Source organism: Mycobacterium hackensackense, assembly GCF_025822555.1.
GTDB classification, from domain to species: domain Bacteria; phylum Actinomycetota; class Actinomycetes; order Mycobacteriales; family Mycobacteriaceae; genus Mycobacterium; species Mycobacterium fluoranthenivorans.
This window is the reverse complement of record NZ_JACKUC010000031.1, coordinates 173,471-192,287: the sequence shown is the minus strand read 5'-3', so window position 1 is coordinate 192,287 and position 18,817 is coordinate 173,471. Positions and strand designations below refer to the sequence as shown.

The 18,817-nt window shown below is 59.0% G+C and carries 12 protein-coding genes and 1 pseudogene; 11 read left to right on the top strand and 2 right to left on the bottom strand.

Translation table 11 applies throughout. The features are described 5' to 3' along the window. The first annotated feature begins 56 nt into the window (after nucleotides 1-56). The 5 genes from H7J86_RS21030 to H7J86_RS21010 all read left to right on the top strand — a co-directional run bounded on the left by H7J86_RS21030 (nucleotide 57) and on the right by H7J86_RS21010 (nucleotide 10,078). On the top strand, nucleotides 57-917 hold the full coding sequence (locus tag H7J86_RS21030) for a hypothetical protein (protein WP_267293246.1): 861 nt from the start codon (nucleotides 57-59) through the stop codon (nucleotides 915-917). Nucleotides 918-1,081: 164 nt separating this feature from the next. Next, nucleotides 1,082-4,432: a DEAD/DEAH box helicase gene (locus tag H7J86_RS21025; RefSeq protein WP_267293244.1), complete on the top strand. Its 3,351-nt coding sequence runs from the start codon at nucleotides 1,082-1,084 to the stop codon at nucleotides 4,430-4,432. Between the two features lie 501 nt (nucleotides 4,433-4,933). Beyond that, complete coding sequence (locus tag H7J86_RS21020) at nucleotides 4,934-6,124, top strand: restriction endonuclease (protein ID WP_267293242.1); 1,191 nt, start codon at nucleotides 4,934-4,936, stop codon at nucleotides 6,122-6,124. Between the two features lie 584 nt (nucleotides 6,125-6,708). After that, the gene (locus tag H7J86_RS21015; protein WP_267293240.1) at nucleotides 6,709-7,899 is read left to right on the top strand and encodes a hypothetical protein; all 1,191 of its coding nucleotides are present in this window, start codon (nucleotides 6,709-6,711) and stop codon (nucleotides 7,897-7,899) included. A 523-nt stretch (nucleotides 7,900-8,422) separates the two neighbouring features. Beyond that, nucleotides 8,423-10,078, top strand: coding sequence for a DUF5677 domain-containing protein (locus H7J86_RS21010; RefSeq protein WP_267293238.1), 1,656 nt, complete (start codon nucleotides 8,423-8,425; stop codon nucleotides 10,076-10,078). 49 nt (nucleotides 10,079-10,127) lie between these two features. On the opposite strand, the gene H7J86_RS21005 is transcribed toward H7J86_RS21010, so the two are convergent. Beyond that, nucleotides 10,128-10,613, bottom strand: coding sequence for a GNAT family N-acetyltransferase (locus tag H7J86_RS21005; protein ID WP_267293236.1), 486 nt, complete (start codon nucleotides 10,611-10,613; stop codon nucleotides 10,128-10,130). Nucleotides 10,614-11,401: 788 nt separating this feature from the next. On the opposite strand from H7J86_RS21005, the pseudogene H7J86_RS33705 reads away from it, so the two are divergent. Then, nucleotides 11,402-11,509, top strand: a pseudogene (locus tag H7J86_RS33705) (MspA family porin); the annotation flags it as partial. 71 nt (nucleotides 11,510-11,580) lie between these two features. On the opposite strand, the gene H7J86_RS21000 reads toward H7J86_RS33705, so the two are convergent. Continuing rightward, nucleotides 11,581-11,850, bottom strand: a complete 270-nt coding sequence (locus H7J86_RS21000) for a hypothetical protein (protein WP_267293234.1) — start codon at nucleotides 11,848-11,850, stop codon at nucleotides 11,581-11,583. A 625-nt stretch (nucleotides 11,851-12,475) separates the two neighbouring features. Between H7J86_RS21000 and H7J86_RS33420 the strand changes: the two genes are divergently transcribed. From H7J86_RS33420 to H7J86_RS20975, 5 genes are all read left to right on the top strand, one after another. After that, nucleotides 12,476-14,476 carry an RNase A-like domain-containing protein gene (locus tag H7J86_RS33420; protein ID WP_267293232.1) on the top strand — a complete coding sequence of 667 codons (2,001 nt, stop codon included), beginning with the start codon at nucleotides 12,476-12,478 and terminating at the stop codon, nucleotides 14,474-14,476. After that, entirely contained in the window at nucleotides 14,473-14,787 is a 315-nt protein-coding gene (locus tag H7J86_RS20990; RefSeq protein ID WP_267293230.1) for a contact-dependent growth inhibition system immunity protein, read from the top strand. Before H7J86_RS33420 ends, H7J86_RS20990 begins: the two co-directional genes overlap by 4 nt. A 275-nt stretch (nucleotides 14,788-15,062) precedes the next feature. Then, nucleotides 15,063-15,410 (top strand): histone-like nucleoid-structuring protein Lsr2, encoded by a 348-nt coding sequence (locus H7J86_RS20985; RefSeq protein ID WP_267293228.1) that lies wholly within the window; start codon nucleotides 15,063-15,065, stop codon nucleotides 15,408-15,410. Nucleotides 15,411-16,598: 1,188 nt separating this feature from the next. Further along, a complete protein-coding gene (locus tag H7J86_RS20980) occupies nucleotides 16,599-17,411 on the top strand; it encodes a hypothetical protein (protein ID WP_267293226.1) in 813 nt (270 codons plus the stop codon). A 405-nt stretch (nucleotides 17,412-17,816) separates the two neighbouring features. After that, the gene (locus H7J86_RS20975; protein WP_267293224.1) at nucleotides 17,817-18,698 is read left to right on the top strand and encodes a glycoside hydrolase family 5 protein; all 882 of its coding nucleotides are present in this window, start codon (nucleotides 17,817-17,819) and stop codon (nucleotides 18,696-18,698) included. Nucleotides 18,699-18,817 lie beyond the last annotated feature (119 nt).

Below are 18,817 nucleotides of genomic sequence, written 5' to 3'. Positions count from 1 at the left end.
GGTTCGCGCGAGCACGTACCATCCGTAAATGCTCGCTACGAGAGAGGATGGCACGCGTGCCGGCAGAAGAGGCAGTTTCGGCCACGTCTATGCTCGGCCTGGTCGATAGCGACAGCCAGTCGTCGATTGAGTATGCAATCGGTGGCGCGGAGCTTACAGACGAAAACCGCGAACGCTTGGCCCAGTTGCTAGCTGAAGACGCGATGCGCATACGGTGCGGAAACTCTCCTGCCTTCGAGAGCTGGAGAACGCGACGTGATGGCGGGCCGTCAGCAATAGGGTCGAAAAAATCCGCCCTGGAAGCGTATGTCGGCATCGGTTTCAAGCTGCCTGGTACGACCCCGAACGAAAATCACGTGCAAGGACACGTAGCGGAGCTGATCTGGAATCGGTTGATGGAAGAACGGCTCGTGTGCAGGGACGGTCGACGCCTTTTGCGAGCTCACTCTGTAAAACCTGATCCACTGGAACCTGGCGGCGACGGTTTGGTTATCTACAGCAGAAACATGCCGCCGGAAGAGGACCTCGTATTCCGACTCTGGGAGATAAAGAAACACGACGCCGCCGGAAAAGTTAGCGCAACGATTCGACGTGCGAGCAAGCAATTGAGAAATCGCGGCCACGAGTACCTCGCGAAACTTGCCGGTTGTGAGACAGTCGCCAAGGAGGGCGCGCTCGGCGACCTGTACGCGAACATTGTTGAATTGTGGTTTGACCGAAGCGACCGCTCCGGCGTGGGCGTGTCTGTAGGCACTTCGTCGGAAAAGGCCCCTAGCGACCAGGCATCTTTTAAATCTCTGTTGAAACAATTTCCTGAATACTCTGACCCTGGCCAACGCGAGGCGATCGTTGTCGCGATTCCAGACTTTCCATCTTTTGCGGACCGGGTGAAGGAAATCGTGTGGAGCGGGCTCTAGATCTGAACTTATTGACAGGCGCACTTGGCGGTCGCACGAACCTGCCCACTGCCGACGAGCTGCAGCGATTGTTGGCCGAGGTCGAGGTACAGCTTCTACTACGGAGAACTACGATCTCACAGACGCTATTAGACTCAGCGTGGTATCTCCATGGTGTTGCCTCAGTGAGTGAGGCACGGGGGCGGTATACCTTAGCGAGACAGCGTCAAGCCTTTCTGGTAAGCGCTCATATATTTGATCTCGCCTTGACTGGCGAGGACCTAAATGTCAGCGATCGACTATCTTTCGGCTTTGCCGCGGCGATCGGTTATCGTCGCGGGGGGCGCGATCCAAATGCTACGGCCATTATGAACCGATTGCGTGGAGATATCCGCATTGACATTCCGGTGCTCGATCATATTGACACCGTCGCCGTTGAAGCAGGACTGGCATTTTTGGGCTTCGAAACTCGAACCCTATTCGGATGGCTCGGGACGTGGCGTCGGCAACTTGCTGAGATAGCACGCGTGTCAGAGTTGCCCGATCTGACAACGACAGTTTTTGGTACGACACATATGGTGATATTGGGTATCGAGGATTTACTCACTTATTTCGCGCGAGGTCGGACGGCAAGATTGCAAGGCGGTAACTCGCGACTGCTCGCAGCTGCGAGTGGGCAGGCAGGTCCCGGCGATCTGAACGCACGTTGGGTAGCAGCTCACCTTTTGAACTTGTCGGGTGAGGCCGAAGCTGGGTCATTATGGAACCCCCAAATTTTACCGCGAACAACGTCGGATTTGGTTCGGCAAGCGTTTACTGTCGGCACTCCTCCAGTTCTGACGTTATGGGAACCACAACGGAAGTTGCTTTCAGGCGAGCCTTCGCCCCTGGATCCTGATGTTCGGAGGATCGTGCTGGCAGTCCCTACTAGTGGCGGAAAAACCCTGTTGGCACAGATTCTCGCAGTCGCGCACCTGGCAAATCAAGACTCTAGCGTGTGTTATGTCACGCCTACGCGAAGCCTCGGCAGGGAGGTCCGACGAGCAATGAGTAGTCGGGTTCGAATCCTCCAGAAAGAGGCTGGCTCGGAACAAGCCGACTACCCGACGATATGGGATCTGTTCGAGCCCGACACCAATCCTCCTGATGTTGAGGTCATGACCCCGGAACGGCTCGGTCACATGCTCCGACACAATCCAGGAGACGTGGTGGATCGATTCGGAATGTTCATAATCGACGAAGCGCAGCTTCTCAAGGAGGCTCGACGCGGCTTCCTTCTTGAATCGGTAATTTCACTTCTTCAAATCCTGACTCGAGACCGCGAACACAAGATCGTCCTCATTTCGGCAGCGATGGGCAATGTCGGTGGTATCGCGAAGTGGCTATCACCCGACGGTGCGCCGTTGAAATACGAATCTGACTGGCGCGGCCCAAGGCGCTTGCACGCAGCCTTCACAACGAAAGCCCATTGGTCCAGGACGGAGACTGAAAAGACGAGAGGCCACGTTTGGAAGTTCCGCCATACAACGCAGCTCAGTGGAGAAATCCGACTTCGGATGGCGGATGGCCAAAGAGCGTCGCTCGTTACGGGCGATGACATTGATTGGCGCATCGTCCGCAAGTCAACCGATGGCAATTCACGAAAAAAGAATCTACCGACTGACAATGGTCTATCGACGAAGCAATATGAGATTGCAAGCGACATGATCACCGCGCTCGGTCACGCCGGCTCCGTCTTGGTTGTCACATCGACGCGGCCGCAAGCGCAGCTGCTCGCGCGCGGTATTGCTGATAGGTCTGATGACGAGTTTCCTGCCCTTGCGCCGCTTATCGATTTTGTGCGGGAACAGATTGGTGACGAGCATCCACTCGTAGGCGTCTTACGCCGTGGTGTTGGCTTCCACCATGCTCGACTGCCTATCGAGGTGCTTGAGGCTCTAGAAGAGGCTGCCCGTAACGACGTACTTCCATATTTGACGTGCACTTCCACGCTTACAGAGGGTGTCAATCTTCCGGTGCGAACTGTCGTCGTGTACGACCAACCGTTCCCCGGTCAACCGGAGGACACCCGACTTCGCGGAGCACGACTCGTGAACGCGATGGGGCGGGCGGGTCGAGCAGGTCGGGAGACCGAGGGATGGATCGTACTTGTGCGCGGAGCAGAGCCCACCGAGGAAGACTTTGAGCTTCTGAACCCAGACCCTGACGCTCTAGCGATCACGTCGGCTTTGCTTTCGGAGGGCGCCCTCGAAGCATTTGCCGACTTAGAGGTCCGCATCCGAGACGATGCTGATGCGGTATTCACGGCTGACGATATCGCCTCCGATTTTGTCGGATTCGTTTGGAACTATCTCGCGGTGGGTGAGTCCGTCAGCATCGACCCAGACAATTTGGACCTTGAGCAACTCGTCGATGCAACACTTGCTGCTTCACAATCGGACAGTTCTCGGGCCGCATGTATCCGAGTTGCTGAGGCGGTGCGCAGCTCTTACGCACGCAGCGACCCGGAGGCGCGTCGGCGGTGGCCGCGGACGGGAACGTCTGTGGGTTCCGCTCGGACTATTGACGGTCTAGCAATTCGCCTTGCCAACAACATCGCGCGCCTAGAGGTGGAGGGGACTCTGCCCGAGGTTGGCGACCCGTATGTCGCAGTGAGGATTCCGCCAATACTCGACGCGCTTCTGAATCTACCCGAGGCTCCGCGCTGGCGATTCCTCACGACGGCGAAGGGTCAGGAGATAGAGGTCTCGCCTGTCGCCCTTCTCAAGGATTGGTTATCGGGTTTGTCTCTGTCGCAGATGGCGGGACAACACCTGGCTGCGGCGACCCCTGCGGCTTGGCGAGTAGAGCAGATGGTTGGAGCTGTGACGGAGCAGTTTGAGCACTATTTGTCGTGGACGGTTGGTGCTTTGGTGCAATGCGTTAACGCGCGCTTGGAGGAGCAAGACGTACTTGCGCGCTTCTGCCCCGAGTTGGGCACATATATCCGCTACGGGGTCGATTCCTTGCCGGCACTGATTTTGATGAGTTCGGGAATTAGGTCGCGCCGACTAGCACACAGCGTTGCCACGCACCTGCCCGCCGAGACGCCGGCGACGCGCGAAGACATCCGTTCGTGGCTAGCCGAGACAGGAATTTCGAGTTGGCGTGATACGTACGGGGTGTCAGCATCAGAGGCACTAGATCTTCTGGAATTCACGCGAGTTCGAAGTCGAAGCTTGCTGAAGGCGCTCCTGGAGAGTGGTGCCACGACGGTCGACTTGGTTGACGTCACATCAGCTTTGCCTGTTCAGGGCCATCACGATCCGTTGACGCTCGAACGTGCCCGCGATGAACCTGAGCCAGCGCCCCTATGCGTGTACGCCGCCAATGACCTGATTGCGCGAGTCGCCTCGCAGGATCATGCAGACGTTCAGTCGATCATCGACACTGGGTTGGAATTGGCGTTGCAACTTGTAACAGAAATGTCGCAAGTAACCCTGCGCGTGTCCCTCACGACATCCGAGACCGAACCTGAAGGTGGCCCCTCGGGTTAACTAACTTCCCGCAAATCAGAAGACGGGTATCGATTGAGGAACGGAAGTTCGCCTCCAACGAGCGGCCCGCATCCGCGGCCCCCGGCTGCGGATGATGAAGAGGCTGGCTCGTCGAGCTGGGCGTTGTTCGCAATTGTCGACGGAAGGTAACAACGTGGTCGTTGTGTTCGTCTGGCCCGCACGCAGGCGAAGATATCGCCGAAAATGCCTCTAGCGCAGCTATTCTCAGCACAATGCCTCTGGCTAGGGCGTTCGGAGAATTGCTCGTTTCGGAACGTTCGAGTCACGGCGGCACTGTGTCGTACCGCCCGGAATCGACAACATATTTCCCCCCCGCTCGTCGTCGGCGAATATGCGTTATAGCGAGTGCCTCAATTGGGGTCAGGTCCGCAACTATTTGAGAAGTGATGCGTGGGCCTGCCGGATCCAGTCGGGCATTCGGCTTGGGAGCTGTCGTATGCGGGGATGCATGCGGACCGGATAGTCCATCAGAATGGTGCGATGGATCTTTCCGCTGCGCTAGCTGCTTACGACGCAGTGGCGCTTAACCTCGACAAGCTCGATCGTGTGTGGACGCGCATGGAGGAGTTAGTGCCGGTTGGTCCGTTCCTCGAGGCGGGTAGCGATAACGACATCGCGTACACGCAGCTAGGGGAGCATTGGACTGAGATCGCGAACAGTCTTCCAGCGATCCATGGCTGGAAGTTGGTGGTTCAAATCATCGACTATGCAGCAATCGGCCAGGCTCGCCTTGATTACCTAGACAATGACGATCCGGACGGACTTCGTGCCTTCGAAGTCACTGTCGCCGCTCCTCGGACTGAGGCACACCGGTATCGACACAAATTAGCGGCTGCTCGCCGGCGCTTGGTGCGAACCCGGTGCGAAGAGCTAGTTCGTACCGTCGACACGCTCCTCGTCTCAGTGCCCGTGGATCTCGATCAGGAGTTGCCAGAAGCTCAAGCCGCGCCGATCCTCATGGCGATCGAGCAGGCGGTTCACGAGCTTGAGCGGCTGCTCGGTGAATCCTTAAAGGGTGGCCCACGTCAGGTAGACCTACACCGACATCTGCATTTTGCGCAGCCGCATGACCTACATGACATAGCAGTACTGGATTGGCCCGTCTTCCGTCCACACCTCGAACAGGTGTTGTACGACGACGACGATCCAGTCTTCGTCGATGTAGAGGATCTTGCGCAGCTCACAAACGTCGGATCGAGTCGGGTGTCGGCGACGATTCATTGGGATCGTATTGATGCGGACGGGTTCGAACGACTCCTTGCCCGGTTCTTGGAGCAGTCCGGCACCTACGTCCGGATTCGCCGTCTTATGAACGTAAATGCCGCAGACGCAGGCCGAGACATAGAGGCGTATCGGAGAATTGTGGACGGCCTTGTTTCAGAACGGCACGAGCGCGTAATTGTGCAGGCGAAGCATCGACCGGCTCAGGGTGTCAGCGCGACGGAAATCTCGGACCTCGTACACGGCAAGCTTCCGCTGTGGGAAGGTGAGCCGATTCGATGTCTGATTGTGGCGACCACCGGAACGTTCACACAGGAGGCAGTGCGTTGGGTCGATGACCACAACCGCGCCGCAAGACGTCCTGACATTGAGCTCTGGTCGTCCAACGAAATCGACGCTCTCCTTCGCAAGTGGCCAGCCGTTGTCGCGGAATTCGGGCTCATTGACTGAGGTTGAACGGGCGCAAAAGGGGCAACAGAATGCTGCAGATTTCGACGGGTAAGTATCTAGCGGTCGTCCCATGGTACGTCACGCATCATCAGCGCGTTCTGTACACAAACGCCGACTTTTTACACATGCCGCGCATAGACCTAAGGGTGGGCACGCTATATCCGTCGACCCACACGGATCAGATAAGTACGGTTGCCGTTAGTCTGACTGAAAGGTTGGAGGCCGTTGAGCCAGACGGCAGAGACGCGTTTCACGCGGCTACCAGCGGTGATGAATTGCTTGACGATCTGGCGACAGTGTTGTCCTTCGCCCTGAATGCGACGTTCAGCGCTAACCACGACTTAGTTCGCCGCTTGATACCGGCGAACATGGGGGATCCTCCCAGATCAAGCCCCGCGCACATACTTCGGCGAACATGTGACTATCGTGCAATCGTTCGAAGTCAAGACGTTGAGGATCTGTCGCACTTCGTTCGGCAGATCGTAGGGTTGAATCGGTCCAACTACATCAAAGCAATGCGTGCAATCAGCCAAGTTGTCAGTGCGTGTCAACGAGTAGCGGACGACCCCACGCTCAGTTACACCATGATGGTCGCCTCGCTGGAAGCCCTAGCGCCGCGCGACAGCGGTTCGCTGCTGCCGTGGGACGCACTCGATCAGCGAAAGCGAGACGTCATCGATCCGACCCTTGTCGGGCTTGACGATGACGTAAGGGCCAAGGTGCAAGCGGCGATTCTTGAGGCCGAAAGGGCTGGAGCGAGGCGCCGTTTTATAGATTTCGTGCTTAGCCATTTGACTCCGTACTACTTTCGTGAAGGCGCCGTCGAAGCGATCCGCCCTATGTCAGCCTTTGACCTCAGGAAGGCTCTTGGTCGCGCCTACAACATTAGGTCGAGCAACGTGCATGAACTTCAGAATCTGCGACCGGAGACGTGGGCATTTGGCGACGGTGCAGAGTCAGTCGATCCTGCCGGCCAAGGTTTGATGCTCAGTATCGAGGGCCTAAATCGTCTGTCGCACTGCGTAATTCGTGAATTCGTCCGCCGAGCCTCGACTGAGGACGTTGAGCCGTTCGAGTATCGATCCGCGATTCCCGGGATACTGCAGGTGCAACTCGCGCCTCAACTGTGGGTCTCATCGGCTGACGGATTCTCAAAGGATTCCGCTGGACGATACTTCGAGGGAGTCGTTGATGTCTTGCTAGAGGCTCTTCGCCCGACTCGTGGCAACTACGCTGACAACACTGGCGCGACCAGACCAATCGAAGCTGATCTCCGCGAGATTTGTTCGCGGATTGAGGTTCTGGCGCCGAGCTTACAGGGTGGGCCGCGCCTTTCGATGATTGCGATCTACTATCTCTGGAATCGCTTTATAGTGCCCGAGAAGGCAATGCCCGACGCCGAGTCATTCGTTGAAAAGTATGTGCCAGAGCTGGAGGCGCCGAGCATGCAAAGCTTTGTGGTTGCATGTGTCACGGGTGAGGAACCGCCTTGGGCAACAGCAGAGTTCGAGCATTTGGTGGCAAATAACGTCGTCAGCCGTCCAAATGCCCGCACAGATCCGTTACCGAATCTGTTCCGAGCAGCGCTTGCTGCGGAGGCTGCAAAGCACCTAGCTCTCGATGGCCGTCGAGACGATGCGATCGCGATGATCGCGACAGCTGTCGAAGAGCTGCCCGGCAACCGTGTGTTGATCGAAGCTGAGTCGAACTACGCGGCCGGGCAGTCGTTGTCGGTCGACCTACGTGAGTTGCTGTTTGGCCCTGAGCATGACTAACAATCGGCGCGGTTCGAGGGTTGGTTGAGCGTTCGACGGCATCGACCCGTGACGCGACGGTTCCGTTTGCCGCCAGCTGCATTTATCCTAGGTTAGATTTCTCGGCTTTGGTCGATTAGCAGAAGTTGAACGCTGAGAAGGCGAGCGAGACCGGGTACCTGAAACCTGGATGATGCGAACTGGGCATACAACCATAGAGCCAATCGCTCATGCTATTACGAGTGCGAGCTGGATTCGGCGACTCTCGCAGAGATGTGAGGCACGTCAAACCGGTTGTTCTGCATGGCGACCCGGCGACGGTCAGCGTCGCCGAGAAGCACCGAGGTTTAATATTGATCTAGTTCAAGCCCTCCGGCCACAACTCCAGGCAGGCCTGTTCTAGACCGTGTTTTCGAATACGTTGTTGGTGCGCCATTGTGTTCGTCGTTCTTAGCGACGGTCCGGTCACGGATCCGCAAGGCTCGTATAGGAGCTGCGTGCATCGTCGCCGCGTGTTGTCGGTGCGTCGCGTTAAGGTCACGACATGAGCGTGCCGCGTCCGAACCAGCACTCCGGGCCTTTGGCGGGCCACGTGAAACGCGGAAGAGTTTTCATGTCGCCGCTTGCGGCGACTGGGTTACTCAATGTCGGGGATTGGGTGAGAGACGACCTACCGGATCTTCTCTGGCCAGTCCTAGCGCTTTCGGAACTGGGCAGCGAGCGGGCAGTGAAGTTTGTGCGCTGGCAGAGGCGTGTGTTGGACGAACTTGAGGGAAGTGCCGAGCCAGCGTTCCTGGCCGAGTGCCTCGACGGACGTCTTTCAGGCCTACAACGACTCTCGGTAACAAATCCCGAGGCGATCGAAGTCGTGACCTCGCATGCGGCGAGGCTCGGTTTGCTGTCCGACGGCGTCCGCCGAACGCTGTCGTCATACCCAGACAGACCCGCTGAGTGGTTGACTGGCTTGGCGATGGAACCTCCAGGTGAAGCTGAGATCAATCGACTTGCCACGGCGGTCTTGGAGGCCATGACTGATGGGCATCGCGAGGCGATCATCAAGTGCATCGCCATATGGAGCCGTGTTCAGGCGGGGACGCTCACGACTAGTCAAGACACGGTCGATCTCCTCCAGCCCTACCCAAACGACCCAGCCACAGTTTCGGAGGCTGATTGCGTCATAAGGGCGATGTGGGGCGCCATGCGCGGTGCAATGCTTGGCCGTGATTGCGATTGCTTCAATGAGAGCATTCGCTTTTCGAAGATCTTCTGGGGTGTGAATTCGATGACGACACGCTGCATGCGCGCGCGGGATACGAGGCCCGACGAACAAGTCGACGATGCCGCCGCAACTCCCTCCGACGAACCCCCACGTACACAATCCGTGTCCTCGGGTCTGCTCCGCGAAGGTTTCCAGCAGCGAGCAATGGACTTGACATCGAGCTATATCGAGGCGGTGGAGAAAAGTCCGTCCAGACTGTACGACCCATCACGTGAAGAGGTCCACACGGGATTAGTTGCGCGCGCAGCGCGCGAGGTAATAGCGATGCTTGGATCGCCCGATCTCTGGTGCTCGGAGCACGGTTCGGACGTCGGCCGAACCCTCGTGGAGAATCGGATACTGCTGGTTTGGATGGCTACCCAGAACCAAGAGGAAATCTATCGGCGATACAAGGACTATGGCGCGGGCAAAGCCAAGTTATACGCGTTGCTCGCAAAAGGAGTGCCGAGCGACTGGCTGGTCAATGGCGTCGAACAGGCGGTATCCGTCATTGAGAACGCAAGTCACAACGACGATGTCCTCGACCACCGGGCCGTCGACATCAGCGCGAACTTCGCCGGCAAATCCTTGAGACAGATGGCCGACGAATGCGGGTTAGCTGACCTATACCGACACGCCTACCAAATGCAGAGCGGCATCTCGCACTCCGAATGGTGGTCGATTGAAATCCACTGTATGGAGCCATGTCTCAATGTCCTGCACCGTGGCCATCTAATCCCGAGCATGTCCCTACCCTCTGGGGGCAGCGATGACATCGCACGGTCTTGGCTCATTGCCCTCTACGGGCTCATTAGAGCGAGCCTGGACATACTCGGTGTTGCAGATTCCACAGTGCAAGCGGCGTTCGGATGGCTTGAGGAAGTTGACATGCCCGAGGATGCGTGGAGTCCGGCAACCTCAGATTCCGAGAGCGGCATCTGATCCAATCCGACCGGGCGGGCGAAGATTCGATTTGGGCCGTGTAAGGGTCTTACACGTCGAGCTGCCACTGCCAGACATCGTCATCAGAATCCGGCGCCTTCGCCAGTCCAGTGTTGGAGAACCCGAGGTGCTTTAGAATTCGTACGGATGGATTAAATTCCGTCGCCGTACGCGCAATTACCGTACCGACAGTGCCGCTGCGCCTGGCCTGCTCGACGAGAGCCGATACAGCAGCGGTACCGAGGCCACGCTGTTGAAATGATGGGGCGATTTCGTAGCCGATCTCGACCACTCGGTCTTTATCGGGCGGTCCCTGAAAGCCGCCCGAGCCGACAAGAACTCCATCCCCATCGAAGAAGAAGTAGACCCGCCAGTCAACCTCCTCGGGATGCTCGGCCAAGCGCTCGATCACGTAGGTGAACATCTCGCGCGTCTCAGGCCAGCCGTCGGGGACAGGGCCTACGACAGCCTCGAGGGCCTGCCGGTCGTCCAACGCATTCCTAAGTTCTTCGACCAGCGCCGGTCGGATCGACATTCCTGGCACATTCTCAGTCTGCCCTAACGGCCGAGCGCACCGCTAAGGTCACCGTTCGCGGGTCGGATCGCCCCGGGGAGCGCCTGCGTGGCAGCGCAATCTGCCAGCAAAGATCGAGCGTGTTTGCCGCCGCCGCGCCACCTCGCCACCGTCCGCCAGCTAACACGTAAACGCAAAGACTTCCGATTTGGGAACGAATTGGGAAAGAACCCTCCGAAACGGGTCGAAATCGACAAGACACTCTGTGCACGACATCGAAAGCGGCGACATGGTCATAGGCTCGGTGGCATCGAGTTGGAGCCAGAACATCGTGGCACGGATGCCAATCCGACGACTCGTTCTTTGAGCCCTAGCCCCGACCGCCCCCTCGGCGTGCGGACACTCGGAGCTCGTTTGAGCCCCATTTTTATGGGGCCAAAATAGGGCCAAACTTTCAGACCAGGTGCTCCAGAGGGTCCAATTCGGCCTATCCGCAAGGCTTTGACCAGCACAGACAGAAAGTTAGTGCAGCTAAATCAGCCTCACACGCGGAAGGTCCTTCCCCGGATCCGAACCGGGATCGCCATAAAAGCCTCCTTCCGGTCAAGCGGCCCGGGCCATGTGGCTCGAGACGAGAGGGTGGCGCGAGCCCTCAGCGATCTGCTCTCACATTTGCCATCGCTTATTCAACGAGTATGCGCCGGATCTGACGGGAAACGACGGCTCTCGCCGAGACGCGATGCGGCCCAAAGTCATTGTGTATCAGCTCAAATGAGAAATTTCCCGCATCTCCGAGAACCGCCCAGGAAGAATCCGATGGTTGCGGTGGTCAGGTGATGATCCGGTCCTAAACGATCCGGGTCCGTATCGACAACGATGACGACACCCAAACTCTTTACGGCGAACCGAAAGACCTCTGGCGCGTGGGTGATCGCGCTGACGATTCAAATGTTGGGCGTGTTGCTGAACACAGGCTGTCAGCTCGGTGCTACGTGTCGATGCGTTCGTGGGTGATTGGCGCTGCGGGTGTGGTGCGGGGTTTGATCGCGGCCCAGGCGGCGTCGGTGCCTTTCCAGAAGAGGCGTCCGGCGATGGACATGTACAGGAAGTACGTGAGGTAGACCGCGACGGTTCCCCAGTGGGTGACCCAGCCGGGCAGCGCGGTAATGACGGCGAAGCCGGCGACCAGCATGCCCAGGCCGGCCAAGAGCGCACCGAAGTCTTTGAACTGAAACTGTGCGCTGTCGCTTGAGTGCATGATTCCCCCGAATCGATAGTTCGGTGGGCCGTTGATGTCTGGGTGTCGTGACGTTCTGGCCACCGTGTGTTGGTGGTGTCGAAGCGTAGCCGCGATTGGCGCTGATGTTGCTGTGGGCTAGATCACCGTTCGCTGACGTTCGGTTTTGGCGTTCGCCCCCGACTACACCTTGCAGAGCCCGTCTGATTGACGGACTCCGATTTGGATGTCGAGGGGGAGATGTCATGGGGGGATTGTCGCGGTCTGACCTGCGGAGTTGGAACGTGCAGGGATGGCAAGCCGGTCATATCGTCACGGCGCGGGAGGCGCTGTGACGCGGCGTCGGCGTGCTGCCACCGACACGGCCAGCACTCATGTCGCCGTCGCGGACGATCGAACGGTTCTTTGCCCGGTAGCACCCATCAGCGCGTGGTTGAGGCTGCTCGAAGCATCGCGAGACCAGGGACTACTGCCGCACGCCGATGCCGCCGCGGGGCCCACATCAGGGCTCGCGATTACTTCACCGTTGGTGTCGACTGCCGGCCGCGCATACCGAGGCCGACACCGGGCGGTGCCGGCCCGATCGGTCGGTGACCGCGGTCGGTGGTTGCGGCTCGGTGTGGCGGCGGGCCTAACCGCCTTTCTGGTGCCGATCGCGGGCCTGGTGGTGCCGCTGATCAGCAGCGATCCCACAGTCATGGCGCAGGCCGGGGCCACCCCCAAACCCGGGTCACCGGGCGGGAATCACTCCAAACCCGGGGACAACAAGAAAAAGAAGAAGGCCGACAACAAGAAGAAGTCGAACAACGACAGCAACCGTGGGGGATCCTCTGCCCGCGGATCGAGCGGCGAGTCAGGCAACCAGCGGTCGGGGTCAAGTTTTACTGAGCAGACCAACGCCAACAACCGCTGGTCCGCCGATGGCCCGAATCGCAGTGTGAACACCCGGATTTCCAGCCAAGCCGATCCGTCGCAGCCGGCACAGGCGCCCAGCCAAGTGCAGCAGGCGCCACCGACACAGGGGCAGCAGAACACCGCCCAGCCGCCCTCGCCGCCGCAGGGCACAGCACCTGCACAGACGGCGACACCACCCGCTGCGCAGCAGCAGACTCCGACCATTGTCATCCCCGCTCAGGGCGAATACGCCCCCGGTGAGCAGTCCACCACCACAGTTAACCCGGCAGCACCGAATGATCCGACGGGGCCCGCGACTGCGCTGGTGGTCGGGTTGGCCGCGGCCGGCGCCGGAGCGGCGTCGCGGCGCAACGGCGGCGCCACGCGCACCACATCATCGGATCCTTCGCAGGGGGTGCGGGGCGGGTTCAGCGTCACCCACATCGGGCAAACCGATGGCGACCAAACCTTGGTCACCCTCACCGACCCGTCGTCCCCCACCCAATACGACTTCGACGCCACGAATCTCACTCCCGAGGGCGGCAGCCTGCGGGTCAATCCCGACCAAACCGTCTCCATCCTCGACGCTTCAGGTACTGCTACCGGTGATGGTTTCTCGGCCCCGTGGGCACGCGATGCCACCGGCACCGCCCAACCCACCCAATTCACCGCCCAGGGCAGCACCCTCACCCAAACCATCACGCCCCGCCCGGACGCGGTGTACCCGATCACCGCTGACCCGGACGAGATGGAAGTAGCGCTCGACGGCTCCGGCGGCAGTACCGGCGTGCGGGTCACCCCAGAGAACCTGGCCACGGCACTGACCAGTCCACCTACGACATCGACGCAACCGCCGCCAGCACAGACACCGGCATTCATGCCGCGCCCGCAAGACCTGGCGGTCTTGCGGCAGGTGATGGCTAACGACGGCGTCCCGGCCGCTCAGATGGACCAACAGGTCAATCAAGTGGTCGCTGGAGCTGCTCAGCTCAACACCCAGATCGCCAACGGCACAATTCCTCAGGCTGCAACAGCCCCGACGGAAGCGGTGTATGAACCTGGGTTCGCTGAAAACTTCCGTGAAACTTGGGATGCCGGGATTGAAGGTGCTCAGACTCTCTTCGGCGTGGCAGGTCCAGGTGCACCTGGGGTCTTCGAATCCTGGGGCAACGTCGCCCAAGGTTTTGTTCAGCAGGTCACTAATCCGCTCTCGCCCGCTGTAGATCAAATCAACAGCTTTATAGCTGCCCCTAATATGGCGTACTTCGCCGGAGGAATGAGCGCGCAACTCGCCCAACAGGCACCACTCGCCATTTTCGGCCCCGAAACCTTAGCCTCCCGAGGCGCACTCGGCAGTGTCACTCAGATCGGTAGGCTTGATGCCACATCTCAGCTACTCACCACCAGCGAAACGCTCGGTGGACATCTCCTAAGCAGACACGTCGGACTCTCCGATGCAGAACTTACGGCCCGACTGGCGGAAAATCCCAAAATGGATGCTGCATCGACATTTGGCTCTCTCGAAGAGGCCTCAGCAGCCGCCAACGCGGTCCTCGAATACAACGCTGCTGTAATCGAAAGCTGGGTGCAAGGCGGGGCGATCGGACGACTACAGTTGGACGCCCCATTCAACGGAGGATTGATAATAATGCGTAATACGGAGGACGTCGTGGCGGGTACAGCCGCCCGACTCGTCTTGGTGGGCGATGGTGCGGGTGGTTTTCGTGTGCTGACTGGATTCCCGAAGCCATGACGCGCACAGACGATTTCGACACATCGACGAGGTTGAAACAGTTCTTCGGAGCGTACTTTCACGAAGACTGGTCACTCGATGCAAACGACAGCCAGGAGGTCGTGGAGCAGTACTTGGCGGAAAACAAGGTGTCACCCGAGCAAGCAGCCAAGCTCGCGGCAAAAATCGATCAGATCATCGCGACACACCCGGAATCGGAGTTGAAGCGAGCGCTATTCGATGCCTGGCACTCTTACTACGTCGCCATTGCGCCAGAAACATACGCGTCGTGGTTAGCGGGGATCGCTGCCCGCTTTCGACAAGTGACATAACGAATCCGGTTGGCCCTCCAGCTACGACCTAGCGCAGAGCCCGATGGGCGCCTGCGGAGGACCGCGGTCGCTGAGCCTTCCGGGGTCTGCCCTGTTGGTGGAGAGTCTGCCGCTCATCGGTATCGGTGTCTAGAAAGGACCGCGGCAGAATTTTGCGCAGGGCATCCCAATGGGCAATATCAGTCTTATTGCGACATCCGGTATCGCCTCCAGTTTGCCAGTTCTGCACGCTGGTACGGTGATGAGTCAGTAGTTGATAAGTGAAGGAGTACCTCATGGCCGAGCGAGTTGTACGTCAACTAATTGACGATCTCGATGGTTCTGAAATTCCAGATGGCGCGGGCGAACGCCTGGTGTTCTCGGTGCGTGGGACCGAGTGCCAGATTGACCTTTCGAAGACGAATGTCGCCAAGTTCGAGAAGGCGCTGAAGCCCTATGTCGAGGCTGGCTCGAAGCTGCGCGGGCGAGGTGTGCGTCGCGCCAGTTCCGTTCGAGCGAGCGGTCCTACCGGTAAGGAGCAACTTGCGGCGATTCGTGACTGGGCACGGAGCAACGGCTACGAGGTGTCTGAGCGCGGACGGATTAAGGGTGAGATCGTGGAAGCGTTCGAGGCTGCTCACTAGCTCCACTACCTGTCTACTGAAGCGGTGAAATGGACCTTGGCTTCGCCGGAAAGTCGCTTCAGTAAGCCGAAGTATCCAGATCTGCGCGCGGCGTATTTCCGCGGTGGATGGCTACATCGGGAGTAGGTCGACTGGCGGTATTCAGGTCGCTGTGCATTATCAACTAATCGCTCCACCTACCGTTTGGTTCGAATTCTAGAACGGCAGCAATGTATTGACCCTGGAAGCTGACGTGAATGCCTGCCAAATGGAGGGCGGACAGTCGCCGAACCATCATTCGACGCCGTTGGGAAACCGTACAAGGATCGTCCTCCGGTCGTCCAGGTAAGCCTCGGCGACAAGACGCGTCGAGCCGTCTACAGTTCACCACTCGGCCATGGTGTCTCCGAACGCTGGGGATGCGTCTCCGAGGGCACGGTCGCACCCGCCGGCATCGCGGATGACTACGTGTATCGGAATTCCGGCCATCCAGCTATCGGTGACAGCTTGCCATCGCAAGCGTATGGCAGCCTGTGATCTGCAAATTCGCCGGAATTATTCGTCGACGTTCCTCGGTCGGCTACTGAAAAATTCGTGCGGCGAGGAGATTTGGGCGTTTTCGGTAGTGATCATCGAGGTGAAACACTTTCAGAATAGTGGTGGAAATTGTCGCCTGAGTGTGCTGGTGCATGGTATTCAGCTTGTGCACAGTTCTGATTTTGGTGGAAAGGGACGAGGGTGGGCGGACAGCATCGCGCTGAGGTGGTCAAACCGGGAGTCGTGGCGTGGTTGGGCGCTGGCGCCATCACACTGGGCGTTGGAGCTGCACTGACCAGCGGTGCCGCCGTTGCCAGTGCCAGCACCGAGGAATCTGGGGGTACGACGAGCCCATCGACCACCGCCCAGCATGAGACCAATAGCGGATCGGAAGACAAGCTCGCTACGTCAAATCCCGCGCGGTCAAACTCGACCGATGTCACCGCGCCTACGCGGAAGGGGCCGCGTCACCGACCGGGCAATAGCGCAAGTACCGTAAGTGCGGCAGCCAAAACCGAAGCCGTAGAAGATAACAAGGACGAGCAGAGTACGGTTCCGCGGCCGATCAGATCGGTCCACAAGCCAGCTCCCGCGGTCAAACCAGCTACTGTCACCCCGCCCGATGCCAGCCCGGTGTTGGCGACAGCGAACGTCACACCAAAGCACACGCCGATGATCGCGCCGACGGCGTCCGTGACTTCGGTGGCGCCGACCGTGAAGGCGCAGAGCGCCATTCCGGCACGGACCAATCCCTTAGTGGCGATCAATCAGGCCATCCAGTCGTTCGTGCACCACGTACAGGTGCAGTACTTCAAAACGCCCCCCAAGATCACCGGTTACACCGTGCCGCCCCAGAATGCCGATGGCACCGCACCCGACCGCGCGAGTGCCCAACAGTTGATCCCCGGAGTGCCCTGGGGCAACGCGGATCCCACGCCCGCAGGTGCGACATCGGCAGTCGCCGCCGCCAAAGCGACTGTGACGGCCTCCACGAATCCACTGACGAACGCCGTCCACGGCATCTTCAGCTGGTTCAAGAAGACGTTCAACAACACCGCCCCCACGGTCTCTATTTCCGTCCCGACCAAGAACGTTGACGGCACCTACACCGGCGAGATCACCGCCTCTGATGTCGATGGCGATCCGCTGACCATTCAGTACACCCCGACAACGCTAGATGGCACTACCGCGGTGACCGATCATGGGGACGGCACGTTTACCTACACTTACACGCCGTCGGAATCGGTGGCGACCACGCCGAACTCCACGCACACCTTTTACTTTGTCGTTGAGGAAACCAACGCCGCTGCCCACTTTCACGGCGTCGACCAGATCTTTGACGTGATTGCCCAGACGGTACTAGGTAATCTGCTCAGGGCCCTCAATATCGAGCAATTCTATGAATGGCCGCCCTACATCCCTTCAGCCTGGGCGTGGGGGAGTGACTCCGTGACGGTTCCCATTGGGCCGGTGGAAACGCGATAATAAGACCCTCCCCGGAGGGCCGTGTAAACGGCAATATCGAATTAGTGCCAGGCGCTGTCAGGATGCCTTGACGATGCCAGCAGCGTCCTCTCAGATATGTCCGCCGTTCGGCGGACCTGAGGCGGTAGTGTCGTTTACGGTCGCCAAATTTGTGTTCATGGTCACTTCATCGAAGCTTTCTGGCACCACTATGGAAACTGCTGTAGAGAAGCTCTTGGAATTTAGGAGGGGAAACGAAATGTTCAAAAAGCTACGTGACTGGTGGACTAAGCCTGTAATACTTCCAACGCCTGCAATGTTGGAAGATCGGCTGGCCCCGCAGGAGCTCAGGCGGGAAGAATACAACAAGTATCCTCCGCTATCGGCCAGCTTCGAGTCTAATGCGCCCAAAGAAGGGGAATCGAAGTGACCATCGGTATCAACCAGAGCAACCTGTGCCAGTTGTCGGCCGCCAATCTGGCCACCACACTAGACGGCATCGCTGCAATGGGCTTTACCTCAGTGCGATTCGCGGTCGACTGGGGCCTGCTGAGTAACCCTTTCGGCTCGACCAACTACACGCCAGTCAAGAATGTGAACAATGCGTTGGTCGCTCGCAACCTGACCCCGATGCCATGCCTGGGCATCCACTACCCGTTCAATCATCCGTCCACGGGATTCGGCAACTTTGTGGGCAAATGCGTGGAAATCTTCGGTGCCCTTCCGTATTACGAGGTGTGGAACGAGCCCAACCTTCTCGCGTTCAGCATCGGCACACCGGCGAACTACGTGAAGTACCTCAAGGCCGCGGCGCCGAAGATCAGAGCTGTTGGATCAACGATCATCTCGGGAGGGCTGGCCGCGTATCCGACTTACACGTCTCCGATTGGCAAGACCTACTCGCCGGTGGACTTCCTCAACGGCATGTACGCCGGCGGCGAGAGTGGCGACTACGACCTCTTGGGCTATCACCCCTACAGCATTACGAATACTCAGACCTGGGCGGATCCGGCTACGAACCCGTTTGGGATTGCGCAGATCAACGCACTTAAGGCGGTGCAGGCGTCCAACGGAGACACCCGAGGGATGGCCTTCACCGAGGTCGGCTACATCACGCCAGCAGACGTCAGCCTCGTTGACGCTTCCAACTGGCTGACATGGCAACTGGCCAATGAGGATCCCACCAACCCGCCCGCTTGGTTCTTCTGCTACCAAGACACCGCTGGCGATGGCGCGGCCTACGGGATCCTGGACAGCTCAGGCGCGCAGAAGCAGCCGTACTACGACACGGTCGCTGGTCTGGTGTAGCAGGCACCGACACGAGCAGTGGGCCTCCAGCCGGGAGGCCCACTGCTCGTTCCCTCGAACCAACTTACTGTGGGTGTGCGCGCCAACCAGCGAGGAGCGGCCACCAATGATCAAATGCG

Bases quoted from the DNA above. Each gene is read 5' to 3' on its own strand.
- H7J86_RS21020 (WP_267293242.1), top strand. From the start codon at position 4,934: ATGGATCTTTCCGCTGCGCTAGCTGCTTACGACGCAGTGGCGCTTAAC.
- H7J86_RS21015 (WP_267293240.1), top strand. From the start codon at position 6,709: ATGATGGTCGCCTCGCTGGAAGCCCTAGCGCCGCGCGACAGCGGTTCG.
- H7J86_RS21010 (WP_267293238.1), top strand. From the start codon at position 8,423: ATGAGCGTGCCGCGTCCGAACCAGCACTCCGGGCCTTTGGCGGGCCAC.
- H7J86_RS21005 (WP_267293236.1), bottom strand. From the start codon at position 10,613: ATGTCGATCCGACCGGCGCTGGTCGAAGAACTTAGGAATGCGTTGGAC.
- H7J86_RS21000 (WP_267293234.1), bottom strand. From the start codon at position 11,850: ATGCACTCAAGCGACAGCGCACAGTTTCAGTTCAAAGACTTCGGTGCG.
- H7J86_RS20990 (WP_267293230.1), top strand. From the start codon at position 14,473: ATGACGCGCACAGACGATTTCGACACATCGACGAGGTTGAAACAGTTC.
- H7J86_RS20985 (WP_267293228.1), top strand. From the start codon at position 15,063: ATGGCCGAGCGAGTTGTACGTCAACTAATTGACGATCTCGATGGTTCT.
- H7J86_RS20980 (WP_267293226.1), top strand. From the start codon at position 16,599: ATGATCGCGCCGACGGCGTCCGTGACTTCGGTGGCGCCGACCGTGAAG.